Consider the following 13,242-nt stretch of genomic DNA (forward strand, 5'->3'; position numbering starts at 1 on the left):
GTGACTGTGCGGTAACTTCGCCTTTCGGGGCAGGAATGAGTTGCCCGTACAGGCGTCGTCACCCGGGAGCAGCCCATGAACCGGCCGGTACGAATCGCGAACTGCTCCGGCTTCTACGGCGACCGGCTCACCGCCCTCGCCGAGATGGTGCGCGGCGGCCCGGTCGACGTCGTCACGGGCGACTACCTGGCCGAGGTCACCATGCTCGTGCTGGCGAAGAACCGGCTGAAGAAGCCCACCGGCGGGTACGCCACGACGTTCCTCCGCCAGCTGGAGCCGGTGGCCGCCGAGATCGCCGAGCGCGGCATCAAGGTCGTCGTCAACGCGGGCGGCCTCGACCCGGCCGGGCTCGCCCGGGACACCCGCGCGCTGCTGGCCGAGGCCGGAGTGGATCTCACGGTGGCACACGTCGAGGGCGACGACCTCAGTACCCGCCTGACCGAGCTGGCGGCCGAGGGCCACGACCTGGCCCACCTGGACACCGGGAAGCCGTTCACGAGCTGGGACCATGAGCCGCTCACCGCCAACGCGTACCTCGGCGGGTTCGGCATCGCCGCGGCGCTCCGGGGCGGCGCCGACATCGTGATCACCGGCCGGGTCGCCGACGCGTCGCTGGTGACGGGGGCCGCCGCCTGGTGGTGGGGCTGGTCGCCGGACGACCACGACGCCCTCGCCGGGGCGGTCGTCGCCGGGCACGTGATCGAGTGCGGGGCCCAGGCCACCGGCGGGAACTTCTCCGGATTCACCGCCATCCCCGACCTACGGCACCCCGGTTTCCCGATCGCGGAGGTCGACCGCGACGGCACGAGCGTCATCACCAGGCACGAGGGCGCCGGCGGGGCCGTCACGGTCGACACCGTCACCGCCCAACTGCTGTACGAGATCGGCGCGCCCGGCTACCTCAACCCGGACGTGGTCGCCCGGCTCGACACCGTCCGCCTGACGCAGGAGGGCCCCGACCGGGTCCGGATCAGCGGCACGGCCGGGCAGGCCCCGCCGCCGACGACCAAGGTCGCGGTGACCGGGCTCGGCGGCTGGCGCAACGGCTGTACGTTCGTGCTGACGGGGCTGGACATCGACGCCAAGGCCGCCCTGGTCGAACGCGCCGTGCACGCCCGCCTCGACGGCGACCCCGGCATCACGGACCTGCGTTTCACCCGCATCGGGCGGCCCGCGACGGACCCGGCCGACCAGATGGCCGGCTCCAGCCTCCTCCACGTCGCCGTCGACGGCGACCAGCGCAGCGCCGGGCGCGCGTTCTCCGCGCTCTGCGTCGAACTCGCCCTCTCCAGCTATCCCGGGATCTACGGCATGGGCGTGCCGACGGGCGGCTCCGCGTACGGCGTGTACTGGCCGACGCTCGTCCCCCAGCGCATCCTGCGGCACACGGTCGTGCACGCCGACGGACGGCAGGAGCTCATCCCCGCCCCCGCCGAGATCTCGGCTCCGACCGAGCCGGCGGAGGCCCCCGCTCCCGCCGAGCCGGTAGTGATCCCCGCACCTGCCGAGTCGGCGAAGGTCCGCACTCCCGCCGAGTCGGCGGCGATCTCCGCTTCCGCTTCGACGGCCGGTTCCGCTGCGACGGCCGGCTCCGCGAAGGAAGACCCGTACGAGCCGGGGCCGACCGTGGAGGGGCCGCTCGGCCGTCTCGTCCATGCCCGGTCCGGGGACAAGGGCGGCAACGCCAACGTCGGCCTGTGGGTCTCCGATCCTGATGCCTGGCCGTGGCTCGCCGCCACGATGACGGTCGACCGGCTCCAGGACCTGCTGCCCGAGACACGCGGGCTGACCGTCGAGCGGCACGTCCTGCCGAACCTTCGCGCGGTCAACTTCGTCGTCCAGGGCCTGCTCGACGGCGGCGCGACCGAGGCGCGCCGCTTCGACACCCAGGCCAAGGCGCTCGGCGAATGGCTGCGCGCCCGCCACGTACCCCTGCCGGAGCGCCTCCTGCGATGAACTCGGGCACCGAATCCGAACGGCGCCGGCGCACGGTGGCGTCGCTGGAGCTCGGTGTGCTGCTCGCCCTCGTCGGCGGTTTCCTCGACGCGTACTCCTTCATCAGCCTCGGCGGCGTCTTCGCCAACGCGCAGACCGGGAACGTCGTGCTGTTCGGCGTGGAGGCGGCCCGTGGTCACTGGGGCGCGGCCGTACGGCACATTCCGCCGATCCTGGCGTTCATGATCGGAGTGGGCGTGGCGGAGACCCTGCGCCGCCCCCGGGTCGCGGCCGTCGTCCGGTGGCCGGCGCGGGCGGCGCTCGTGCTGGAGATCCTCGTCCTGGCGGCCGTCGGGTTCCTGTCGTCCGTGGTTCCGCAGAGCGTGCTGGTGGTCGTCATCGCGTTCGTGGCGTCGGTCCAGGTGTCGACGTTCCGGACGCTGATCAACTGGACGTACAACACGACCATGACGACGGGGAACCTCCGTTCGGCCGCGCAGGCGCTGTACCTGGTGGTGGCCGACCGGGACCCCGAGGCGGCCCGGAAGGCCCGCAGTTTCGGGACGGTCATCCTCAGCTTCCTGGTGGGCGGGTTCGCCGGCGGCCTGCTGACGCTGCGAATCGGGGCGTGTTCGATCTGGATCTGCGCCGCCGTGCTGCTCCTCGCGCTGGGCCTGTTCGTCGTCGACGAGCACCGTGAGGTCTGGGGACGACGACTCTCGATGCCACGGCGGCCGCTCACACGTCGACGGCGGTGACCCCGACGTCGGTGGAAACCCGCCGGTAGAACCGCCGCCCGGGCCCGCGCGCACGGACGCGGCGCACCGGGTCATTGCGGGTCTCCATACGCTAGCGTATGTTACCCATACGCCACCGTACAGAAGAATGCTTCATTCTCTTCCAGCAGGTCGGTCCCGTGAAGCATGGCCTGAAGTGCGGTGATCTTCAGGGTCGATGGGGAGTGGTGACCGGTGTCTGGCGATTTGTTCGATGTGGCGTTGGAGCTGTTGCGCGCCAATCCGTATGGGTTCTTGACCACGGTGGACGATGGGCGCCCGCATACTCGGCTCGTCCAGCATGTCGGTGTTGATGCCGACGGGACCGTGTGGATCGGGACGAGCCCGGCGTCTCGTAAGGCCGCCGAGATCTCACGTCATCGGATGGTGTCTTACGCGGTCGAAGACAGGGCCGCTTTCGCCTACCTGTGCCTGCATGCGGACGCTGAACTGGTGGACGACAAGCCGGAACGGGTGGCTCGGTGGCAGGACGGATTGACGGCCTTCTTTCCGGACGGCCCGGCCGGGAACGACTTCGTGCTGATCCGGTTGCGTCCGCACAGAGTCGAACTCATGGACTTCTCCCGCAAGATCCATCCCGACCCCTACGGGCTGGTCCCCGCCACTGCCGAGGTGAACACCGTCACGTCGTATCGAATCGACCAATAGCCGATCTCCGTACGCTATCGTATGGTCATCCATACGCACCCGTACGGAGGGATGTTCCATGGGTCGTCGAAAACTGCTGTCGGTCGCGGTCGGGACCGCTGCGGCAACGCTGTTCATGGTGCCGAGCGCGTCGGCCTCCGCCGACGCCACGAAGACGATTCGCGGCGACGGCTACACGCTCACGGTGTCGCCGGAGGGCTCCGCCGACGCCCAGAGCGCCACATGCCGCATGACGGCAATCTGTCTCTGGAACAAGAAAAACTACAAGGGGACGAAATACACGCTGACCGCCCACAACCGCCGCTGCGTGACCTTCCACGGGGCCATCAACGACCACGTCCGCTCGTTGATCGTTGGCACGTATGTGACCGGAGCCCCACTGCGCCTGTGGCAGAAGATGGGTTGCCGAGGCTACGGGTCGAAGCAGCACCCGACGAACTCCCGCAGCGGCAACGTCAACGAGTACGTCCACGGCCACCAGCTCGGCTGGAGCGCGTTCGGTATCGCCGCGGATCAGGGCTGACCGGAGTCGAAAGACCTTTCCCGGAAGAAGGAAGACGAGGAAGACATGGTGCAGTCAACGATCCGCGTGGCCGTGGTGACCGGAGCGATCGCCTCGATCGCGGCCGTCCTCGCGCCCGCCGCCGGCGCCGACACCGCGGGGACGACGAAGGCCGCTCCGGTAGTGCGGTCTGCCATGCCGGTCCAGGCCGCGGCCGCGTGGCGCAACTGTCAGTTCAAGAAGCCCCAGGTCTGCGGTAAGCAGTCGGGGTCGAAGTTCCAGGGCCGGGCGAAGAACAACTCTCGTTCCACGATCAAGGGCCGGATGGGCGTACGGCTCTGGAACCCGGCGACGGGCACCGGAAGCACGAAATGGAACGCCACGCGGACGAAGACGCTGAAGCCGGGAGAGAGCGTGAACTCCTGGGTCGTCAAGTGCCCGAAGGGGTGGACCGCACAGGGGGTCTGGGACGCCAAGCCTGGAGCCAACTGGTACAGCGCCCCGTACACCTGCAAGTAGGCATCACGGGAGCGGACGGGGCAGGCCGGTGATGATGTCGCCCTTCACGGCGGCCCGGCCTGTGCCCGCCTCCCGCAGGTGGGCGGCGATGCGACATACGGCTACTCGTACGGGTCGCGCGGGGCGGGGACCTCGGTGAGGCTGGTGGCGCGTAGCTCGGGGACGCCGTCGGCGGCGCGCTGGAAGGTCCCGGTCACCGTGACCCACTGGTCGCGGATCGGGGACCTGCCCGTCGTGCCCGTGACGCGGACGACGGCCGCGACCGCGTCGGCGGCGCAGCAGGCGATCTGGTAGCGGGCGATCCGGAAGCCGGTGCGGTCGCTCGCCGGAGTGACGAACCCGGTCAGTCGTACCGGCGTCGCGCCGAAGCTCGCGCCGCCGTGGTCCGCGGCGCGCTCGTCGAACTCCAGGAGCGTCATCGGCACCGTACGGCCGGCGGGAAGCGAATCGAAGGTGCGCCCGGAGCTGCTGACGGCGACCGCGGCGCTGCGGCCGACGCCGAAGCTGCCCAGCGCGGGCGGTGTGACGAGCAGCAGCGCCAGGACGGGCCCGAGCAGCAGCCACCCGGCCCGGTCGCCGTGGTCGTGCCCGTGCGCGTCGCCGGTTCGGCGTCCGAATCCCAGGGACCGGGCGACGCCGATGAGGCCGAGGACGACGAGCAGGATGCCGGCGATGAGCAGTACGTCGCCCATGCCGGTCCGGATGTACTTGGCGTACGCGCCGCTCAGCGCGAGCCGTACCATCATCGCCCCGACGAGCAGGACCGTCGTCGCGCGGGCGTCCTCCGTCAAAGGAGCCACCACCCGACGAGTCCGGCGCAGGTGACCGCGACCGCGAACGTCGCGAGCGAGAACCGCCACGCGAATCGGGTGCCGAACGTCCCCGCCTGTAGCGCGAACAGTTTGACGTCCACCATCGGCCCGACGACGAGGAACGCCAGGCGCGCGGTGAGGGAGAACTGCTTGAGCCCTGCCGCGACGAAGGCGTCCGCCTCCGAGCACAGCGCCACGACCACGGCCAGGACGCCGAGCACGAGCAGCGAGAGCGGGCCGGCGCCGGCGACGGAGTCGATGACGTTCCGGGGCACGAGGGTCTGGAGGGTGGCCGCGGTGCCCGCCCCGATGACGAGGAATCCGCCCGCCTGCAGGAAGTCGTGCTGCGCGGTCGCCAAGAACACGCCGAGCCGGGGGCCCTCCTCCTCGCCGTGCCGCGTACGCCTCGGGGTGATCAGGTCGTCGCGGCCCAGCGCGATCCACAACAGGCCCATGACCACGGACGCGGCCAGGCTGGCCAGGAACCGCGCGACGACCATCGCGGGACGGCCGGGGAACGCGACCGCCGTCGAGACCAGCACCACCGGGTTGATGGCCGGCGCGGACAGCAGGAACGCGAACGCCGCCGCGGGCGTCACGCCGATGGAGACGAGCCGCGCGGCGACCGGGACGGAGCCGCACTCGCAGCCGGGCAGCGCCGCACCGGCCACGGCGGCGGCGGGCACCGCGAGCGCGGGGCGCTTGGGCAGCAACCGGGCGATCAGGCCGGGCGGCACGTACGCGGCGATCGTCGCGCTGACCGCGACGCCGAGCACGAGGAACGGCAGGGCCTGGACCGTGATCGCGACGAAGACGGTCGCCCAGTTGGCGATGGCGGGGTGGCCGAGCAGCCCGGTCAGCACCGGCCGCAGCACCACGGCGGCGACGATCAGCGCGGTGACCAGCGGCAGCCCGGCACCGCGCGCACGGCGAGGCGCGGCCGTGTCCGCGGCGGGAGGGGCCTCCGACGGGGAGGCAGGGGTCGGCACAGGCCGAAATCTATGCGCCTCGGCAAATCGGTCACAACACGAGGTCACGCCATGAAAACGAATTAACCTGGCGGCTTCCCGGCCGACATCGGATCATGACAAGGTACCCGCGGTATCAGCGTCCCTCGCCGGTAACGGCGTGGCTCTTCGGAGGAAGCCTTGCTCCCTGCGTTCCTGCGTTCCCGCGCGACCCGTGCGGGACTGATCGCCGTCGCGCTGGGCGCGGTGGTCGCCGCGCCTCTGGCCGTCACCGGCTCACAGCCGGCCGGCGCGGTCACCATCGCCGGCGCCCGTACGCTCTCCGACAAGGTCACGGTCGACTGGGCGGGCAAGAACCGGCCGCACGGCACGACCGACGTCCACCTGCTCGCCTGGAACGACTTCCACGGCAACCTCGAGCCCACCGGCCTGACCATGTACGGCAAGTTCGCGGGCGGCGCGGCGTACCTGGCCAAGGCGGTACGCGACAAGCAGGCGGCGTACGGCGCTCGCGAGGCGACCGTGATGGCCGGTGACAACATCGGCGCCAGCCCTCTGGTCAACGGGCTCTTCAACGAGGAACCGGCCACGGTCATGGCCAACCTCATGAACGTCGACTACTCCTCGGTCGGCAACCACGAGTTCGACAAGGGCAAGACCGAGCTGCAGCGGATCCAGAACGGCGGCTGCGCGCCCACCGGCTGCAAGGGCGCCCCGTACGCCGCGAAGGAACACCACCGGTGGACGACCAAGAAGACCTACCCGGGCGCCGACTTCCAGTACCTGTCCGCCAACGTGACGGACAAGGCGACCGGCAAGACGCTGTTCCCCGCGTACGGGATCAAGCGGTTCCCCGCCACCGGCGGGCGGTCCGTGCGGATCGGCTTCATCGGTGAGGTGCTGGAGGCGACGCCGACGATCGTCACCCCGACCGGCGTCGCCGGCCTCGATTTCACCGACGAGGCCGCGGCCGCGAACCGCGCCGTCAAGCAGCTCGCCCGCCAGGGCGTGAAGATCCCGGTGCTGGTGATCCACCAGGGCGGCTTCCAGACCGGCACGCTGACCGCGCCGAATGGCTGCGCCGGCAACCTCGCCGGCAGCGACATCGAGGCGATCGCCAAGAAGCTGGACCCGTCCATCAAGGTGATCGTGTCGGGCCACACGCACGCCGAGTACCGCTGCACGATCACGGTGAACGGTGTCACGCGCCTCATCACCAGCGCCGCGTCGTACGGCCGCATCCTCAGCGACATCAAGCTCACGGTCGACAACCACAACGGCACGCTGGTCTCCGCCGACGCCGCCAACTCGGTCGTCGAGAACGCCCTGAACACCCCCGGCCCGGGCGTCACCCGCAAGGACGACCCGTCGAAGGCGGACCCGCAGGTCGCCAAGGTCGTCAAGCAGTACGTCGACGCCTCCGCGCCGCTGGCCAACAAGGTCGTCGGCAAGATCCAGGGCGACCTGACCCGCGATGCCACCCCGCAGGGGGAGACCACGCTCGGCAGCGTGATCGCCGACGCGCAGCTCGCCGCGACCTCCGACGCGTCCAAGGGCGGCGCGCAGCTCGCGCTGATGAACCCGGGCGGCGTCCGTGCCGACCTGAAGACCGGTGACATCGCGGGCGGCGAGGCTCCCGGCGAGGTGACGTACGGCGAGGCGTTCACGGTGCAGCCGTTCGGCAACAGCCTCGTCACCAAGACGATGACCGGGGACATGCTCCGGCGCGTCCTGGAGCAGCAGTTCGCCGGCTGCGGGAGCCAGACCACGCAGAAGGTCCTGCAGATCTCCAAGACGCTCACCTACCAGTCGAACCCGTCCGCGGCCACCTGCGCCGGCAAGGTCGGCGAGATCAAGGTGAACGGCGCGACGGTCACCCCGACCACGAGCCTGCGCGTCACGATGAACAACTTCCTCGCCGCCGGCGGCGACGGGTTCACCGTCTTCAACGAGGGCACCGCCCCGCTCGGCGGCGCCCAGGACATCGACGCCTTCGTCGCCTACCTCGGCGCCGCCGGTACCACCGGCGTCGCCGTCCCGGCGAGGGACCGCATCACCCCGCTGTCCTGAACCTCGCGTGAAGGGCCAGGCCCGTACGGCTCATGCCGTACGGGCCTGGCCCTTTTTTGAGAGGTTGATCGCCGGCGCGCGCTGTGCGCCATCCACGTTCGCGAGGGAGCGCGTGGCTCCACACGCGCGTCAGGAGCCGTAACCGCCGAACGTCGTGTCGGTATGGCTCGCTCGTAGGGAGATCTTCCCGAACATCCGAGTCTTCCCGGTGTTCAGATCGGCGACGTACCCACGGTCGCTTAGGATCCCCACCCGACGGGGAACGATGGCGGACACGCCGAGGAAGATCTTCGTGTCACCGGCCCACCCGATGACGTCGGCCAGCCGAGCCGTCTCCTCGGGCAGACGGAGATGCCGCCGCCCGACCTCCTTACCGGTGCGCACGTCCACCAGCACGACGGTGTCCAGCGGGGACGGGGCGCTCAGGTCCTTACTTCTGGGGCCGGGGAGGGCCAGCAGCGTATGCCCGTCCGAGGAGACCGCGTTTCCCAGTGATTCGTAGTGCAGCTTCGGGTCGAGGAGTACGCGGCTTCGAAGGCGCCCGTCCGGGCCGGCGACCAAGAGGGTCGCCCGCTTGCCGTCGTCTTCGACGAGAGTGACCGTCGAGGCGTTTTTCCCCAGACCGAGCACCCAGCTGCCGGGCAGCTCGTGGACGCCGCCGGTCGCCGTGTCGGCCAGCAGGGCGTGGACCGAAGGTGTGCTGAACGAGATGGCGAGCCGCCGTCCGTCACCGGAGAACGTCAGTGCGGGCGCGTTCTGCCGCACATCTGCGAGGGCGAGCCGCCGGCCGACCACGGTGACGTGACCTGACAGGAGGTTCCGCACGACGACGTGCTCGTCGGACGGCCGGTAGTAGGCGATCAGGCGCCCGTCCGTGCTGATCTCCAGAGGCGCCGAACCACCGGACATGGAAGGGGCGGAACCGAGCGAGTCGGCCACCAGCCACTGCTTGCCGGACCGGCTGACCACGCGCCACTTGGTGCACGCGCCCGTACGGACCTCACTTCGCGCCCCCGCGCACCAGTCGAGGTACGCGTACTTGACCGGCTCGACCCGATGGTCGGGCAGCGGCTCGGGCAGCGCGCCCGCATTGAGCACCCGTTCGCCCGGTGCGACGGTGGGACCGATGTTGCGTCCAGGAGCGCCGAGCAGCGACACTGCGGCGACGACGGTGGCCGCGCCGACGGCCACGACCGGGGCGGTCAGGATCCGGGCCCGCCGGCGACGGCGGGCCCGTGTCATGACGCGGCCGACCAGATCGGGCTGGGGCGCCTCTTCGGCGAGATCCTGCAGGGCTTCGTGAAGACGGGTCATCGAGCCACTCCCGCGGGTTCGGTCTCGGCGTCGGTAAGTAGATCGGCGAGCCCGGGTTCCAGGGTCCGCAGCCGGGAGAGCGCACGATGGGTCTGGCTCTTGACGGTGCCGACCGAGCAGCCCAGCAGCGCGGCGGTCTCCGCCTCGGAGCGGTCCTCGTAGAACCGCAGCACGATCACGGCGCGCTGCTTCGGGGCGAGCCGGTTCAACGCCTGGCGAAGGAGGATCGCGGACACCGTGCCGTCGGTGAAGTCCGGACGGCTCTCCGGCTCCGGCGGATCCGCGGTGGGCCGGTCCCGATGCCGGCCTCTGCGCCGCCACCAGCTGATGTGCTCGTGGTAGAGGATCTTGCGCACGTACGCCTCCGGATCGCCCGCGGCGGCCACCCGGTCCCACCGCGCCGCGACCTTCACCAGCGCGCTCTGCACCAGGTCCTCGGCGAGATCACCATCGCCGGTCAGCAGGTACGCCGTTCGCATCAGCGCCTGCTGCCGAGCCGCCACGAACTCCGGCAACCCGTCGAATCGCGTCATTCCGCCTCCTCATCACCCCTACACACGCCGGGCGACCGCCGGAGGTTGGAACCTCGTGACACTTTTCTGAACCGTCACCGCAGTGCTCACCTCGTGGCGAGCCTGCGGGACCGGGCGGTCCAGTGTCACTTGGGTACCCGGAGCAGCGGCGAAAGGTTCGGTGTCCTAGTGGGTCCGATTCGGGGACGGTGCCTGTGGCGCGTGGGGGAGTTCGACCGTGATGAGGAGGCCGCCGGTGGGGCGGGGGGTGAGGTGGAGGGTTCCGTCGTGTGCTCGGATGATGCTGTGCACGATGGCCAGGCCGAGGCCGACGCCGGCGTGCTCGTCGCTGCGGATGCGTGTTGTTCCGCGTTGGAAGGGTTCGGTGAGGGTCGGTATTAGTTCCGGTGGGACCGGCCGGCCGGTGTTCTCGACCCGTAGGACGCTGGCGTGGTGCTGGGATTCGGTGTGGATTGTTACGGTGCCGCCGGTGGGGAGGTTGTGGACGATGGCGTTCTGGACGAGGTTGGTCGCCATCTCCAGGATGAGCGCGGCGGAGCCGAGGGTCTGTGTCTTCTCGCCGGTGACCTGAAGGGTGATCTGGCGTTTTTCGGCGAGCGGAAGCAGTGTTTCGGTGGCTTCTTCGGCGATGAGGGACAGGTCGATGGGCTCGCGGGTGAAGCTTTTGCGGTCGGCGCGGCTGAGCAGCAGGAGGGCCTCGGTGAGGTCGATCGCCCGCGTGTTCACAGTGTGGAGGCGTTCGATGAGTTCGCCCTGGTGCCGCGCAGGGTCGTTGCGGGCGGCGTCGAGGAGCGTCTGCGAGATCGCCAGCGGGGTGCGCAGTTCGTGGGAGGCGTTCGCGGCGAATCTCTGCTGTTCGGCGACGTGGGCTTCGAGTTGTTCGAGCATGGCGTCGAAAGCGTCGGCGAGTTCGCGGAACTCATCTTTGCGGCCCGGTAGCCGGATTCGGTGGGAGAGCGACCCGTTCGCGGCCGTGCGGGTGGCGTCCCTGATTCGGGCGAGCGGGGCGAGCATGCGGCCCGCGAGGATCCATCCTCCCAGGAGACCGAACACCAGCAGGAACGCCAGCACTTCGGCTGCCGTTGGGACGAAGGCGATCGGGCCGAAGTAGCGTGGGTTGAAGCCGTACTGGAGGTTGGAGAGGCTGCGAACGAAAATATCGGCGGGCGCGCCTCGCATGAGGAACACCCACACGGCGGCGAGCATCAAGGCGCCTGCGAGCATGAGGAAGCCGGCGTAGCTGAGGGTGAGTTTGAGGCGAACGCTCAAACCAGGTGCCCTGTCCATCGTCGTCTCCCCCGCCTCCGGCGTCTGGGCATACCCGAAGCCTAGGCAGCACGACATATCTTCGGCGTATGCAAACCGGACAGCCCATGCCCAGATAGCCCGCAAAGTCACCCATAGGGTTGACGGGGTGAGTCAAAACCACACGCCCGATGTCCATTTGCCCATGCTCACCGTGCCCCAGGCCGAACGCTTGCGTGGTCTGGCGTACGACTACTTCGCCCGGCGGGGTGTGCGTCCAACGGTCGAGGGCGGAGCCGTCACGCATGACGGGCGGCTCAGCCCGCTGACGACGCTGGCGCAGCGGTGTCGCACCACTCCGGAAGAACACTGGCCTGAGCTGGTCGCCGAGCACTTCGCCCGGCTGGAGGGCGCGTCCCAGGGCGGGGAGGGGCGGGAGGAACTGCTGCGGCAGTCGTACCTGCGGCTGGTCTCCGGCGACGCCTTCGCCGGAGACGCCGCCGACCACTTCCGCTACACCCGGCCGGTGGCCGAGGACCTGCTCCTGGCCCTGGCCCTGAACGCGCCCACCTCCGTACGGATCCTGAGCGATGCCGACGTGACCCGCGCGGGTCTCGACGAGCTCTGGGCGGCGGGCCGGGCGAACCTGCTGGGCGAGCCGGTGAAGCACACGGAGATGCGCGGGCGGTCGGGCGCGCTGCTGCACTCGGTCAGCGGCGACTCTCATTTCGTCGCGAGCAAGGCGCTCGTACTGTCCGAACTGGCCCAGGCCGTCACGGGCCGGGAACTGCCGGAGGCCGGGGCGCTCGTCGCCGTTCCGACCAGGCACCTGCTGGCCTTCCACCCGATCGTCGACGGCACCGTGGTGGACGCGGTCAACGACCTGAGCGACTACGCCCTGGGCGCCTACCAGGACGGGCCCGGTTCTCTCACTCCGCGGCTGTACTGGTGGCACCGGGGACGCCTGGTCTGCCTCACGGTCGTCGACCACGAGAGTCGCTCCCTGTCCATTCAGCCGCCGCAGGAACTGCTGGCGATGATGAAGCAGCTCCGCGGGGAACAGGGGACCTCGACCGGAAGTCCGGCGGCCACCGTCGAGGAGCTGGCGCGTACGGTGGACGACTTCACCGGGCGGCTGGAACAGGATCCTTCTTGTCTTGGCGACGCCTTCGCGGCGGCCCTGGCCCTGGCCCACGCTCGCTGCGCGGCCGACCCCGACGCCGCGATGCTGGAGAGTTGGGAGGCCTGGGTCAGGGCCATGCAGATCGGCTCCGCGATCTTCGCCACCACTCTTGCGCGGGAGGGCGCCGTGCAGTGCCGGATCGGCGACCGTGTGCTGACCCTGCCCGCCACCGGCCCCGCTCCGTACGCCGACGCTCGCGCCTGGCTCGACGCCTGCTGGCTCGCCCTCGTCTGCCGCGAAGGGGACCGGCTGACGATGCTGAGCCAGGTCCCGCTGGACGCTCTGCGCCGAGCCAGTGTTCAAGACGACTACGTCTTCCACTGGATCGACACTCTGCAGAGCCGCTGGCTGCGCCGGCCCATGGACGACATCGTCCCCAAGCTGATCGCCACCATGGAGACGTCCCACCCGCACGCGGCGACCCGCACCCCACGGGACTTCCTCGACCTGGTCGACTACCAGCCTGTCGCGCTCTTCCATCGGCTCATCACCGATGACAAAGCCGCCTTCGCCGCTGCCCTGACCGAGTCCCTCACGCACCACGAGCGCTACTGGAACGGTCAGGGGAGCGACGATCCGCGCAGCCGCGTGGCCCTGGGCCCGCTCGCGATGGCGTGTCTCGCCCACGACTGGGAATTCCCCGTCGACACCGCGTCGCCGTATCTGCCGAAGTACCTGGTCAACCGGGCGTGGTACGGGGAGTTTCCGACCTGAGC

The 13,242-nt window shown here is 70.1% G+C and carries 12 protein-coding genes; 7 read left to right on the top strand and 5 right to left on the bottom strand.

All coding sequences use genetic code 11. The annotated features are described in order from the left end of the window. The first annotated feature begins 75 nt into the window (after positions 1-75). The 5 genes from ACQP2O_RS01720 to ACQP2O_RS01740 all read left to right on the top strand — a co-directional run bounded on the left by ACQP2O_RS01720 (position 76) and on the right by ACQP2O_RS01740 (position 4,401). Complete coding sequence (locus ACQP2O_RS01720) at positions 76-1,956, top strand: acyclic terpene utilization AtuA family protein (RefSeq protein ID WP_433179378.1); 1,881 nt, start codon at positions 76-78, stop codon at positions 1,954-1,956. Further along, positions 1,953-2,693 (top strand): YoaK family protein, encoded by a 741-nt coding sequence (locus tag ACQP2O_RS01725; RefSeq protein WP_433179379.1) that lies wholly within the window; start codon positions 1,953-1,955, stop codon positions 2,691-2,693. Before ACQP2O_RS01720 ends, ACQP2O_RS01725 begins: the two co-directional genes overlap by 4 nt. A gap of 213 nt (positions 2,694-2,906) precedes the next feature. Beyond that, positions 2,907-3,380 (top strand): pyridoxamine 5'-phosphate oxidase family protein, encoded by a 474-nt coding sequence (locus ACQP2O_RS01730; protein WP_433179381.1) that lies wholly within the window; start codon positions 2,907-2,909, stop codon positions 3,378-3,380. Positions 3,381-3,438: 58 nt separating this feature from the next. Further along, on the top strand, positions 3,439-3,903 hold the full coding sequence (locus ACQP2O_RS01735) for a peptidase inhibitor family I36 protein (protein ID WP_433179383.1): 465 nt from the start codon (positions 3,439-3,441) through the stop codon (positions 3,901-3,903). Between the two features lie 45 nt (positions 3,904-3,948). Further along, on the top strand, positions 3,949-4,401 hold the full coding sequence (locus ACQP2O_RS01740) for a hypothetical protein (protein ID WP_433179384.1): 453 nt from the start codon (positions 3,949-3,951) through the stop codon (positions 4,399-4,401). 101 nt (positions 4,402-4,502) lie between these two features. On the opposite strand, the gene ACQP2O_RS01745 is transcribed toward ACQP2O_RS01740, so the two are convergent. Both ACQP2O_RS01745 and ACQP2O_RS01750 read right to left on the bottom strand, forming a co-directional pair. After that, on the bottom strand, positions 4,503-5,192 hold the full coding sequence (locus tag ACQP2O_RS01745; protein ID WP_433179385.1) for a TIGR03943 family putative permease subunit: 690 nt from the start codon (positions 5,190-5,192) through the stop codon (positions 4,503-4,505). After that, positions 5,189-6,202, bottom strand: a complete 1,014-nt coding sequence (locus ACQP2O_RS01750) for a permease (protein ID WP_433179386.1) — start codon at positions 6,200-6,202, stop codon at positions 5,189-5,191. The genes ACQP2O_RS01745 and ACQP2O_RS01750 overlap by 4 nt, the downstream gene beginning before the upstream one ends. Before the next feature lie 159 nt (positions 6,203-6,361). On the opposite strand from ACQP2O_RS01750, the gene ACQP2O_RS01755 reads away from it, so the two are divergent. Continuing rightward, positions 6,362-8,251 (top strand): bifunctional metallophosphatase/5'-nucleotidase, encoded by a 1,890-nt coding sequence (locus ACQP2O_RS01755; RefSeq protein WP_433179388.1) that lies wholly within the window; start codon positions 6,362-6,364, stop codon positions 8,249-8,251. 129 nt (positions 8,252-8,380) lie between these two features. Here the strand turns inward: ACQP2O_RS01755 and ACQP2O_RS01760 are convergent, their stop codons facing one another. The 3 genes from ACQP2O_RS01760 to ACQP2O_RS01770 form a co-directional block, all read right to left on the bottom strand. Continuing rightward, positions 8,381-9,565, bottom strand: a complete 1,185-nt coding sequence (locus ACQP2O_RS01760; protein WP_433179389.1) for a hypothetical protein — start codon at positions 9,563-9,565, stop codon at positions 8,381-8,383. Then, a complete protein-coding gene (locus tag ACQP2O_RS01765; RefSeq protein WP_433179390.1) occupies positions 9,562-10,098 on the bottom strand; it encodes a SigE family RNA polymerase sigma factor in 537 nt (178 codons plus the stop codon). Before ACQP2O_RS01765 ends, ACQP2O_RS01760 begins: the two co-directional genes overlap by 4 nt. Positions 10,099-10,263: 165 nt before the next feature. Further along, a complete protein-coding gene (locus ACQP2O_RS01770) occupies positions 10,264-11,385 on the bottom strand; it encodes a sensor histidine kinase (RefSeq protein WP_433179391.1) in 1,122 nt (373 codons plus the stop codon). Positions 11,386-11,512: 127 nt separating this feature from the next. On the opposite strand from ACQP2O_RS01770, the gene ACQP2O_RS01775 reads away from it, so the two are divergent. Continuing rightward, a complete protein-coding gene (locus ACQP2O_RS01775; RefSeq protein WP_433179392.1) occupies positions 11,513-13,240 on the top strand; it encodes an immunity 49 family protein in 1,728 nt (575 codons plus the stop codon). The last annotated feature ends 2 nt before the right edge of the window (positions 13,241-13,242 follow it).

This window comes from Actinoallomurus sp. CA-150999, from assembly GCF_050942425.1.
Classification (GTDB): Bacteria; Actinomycetota; Actinomycetes; order Streptosporangiales; family Streptosporangiaceae; genus Actinoallomurus.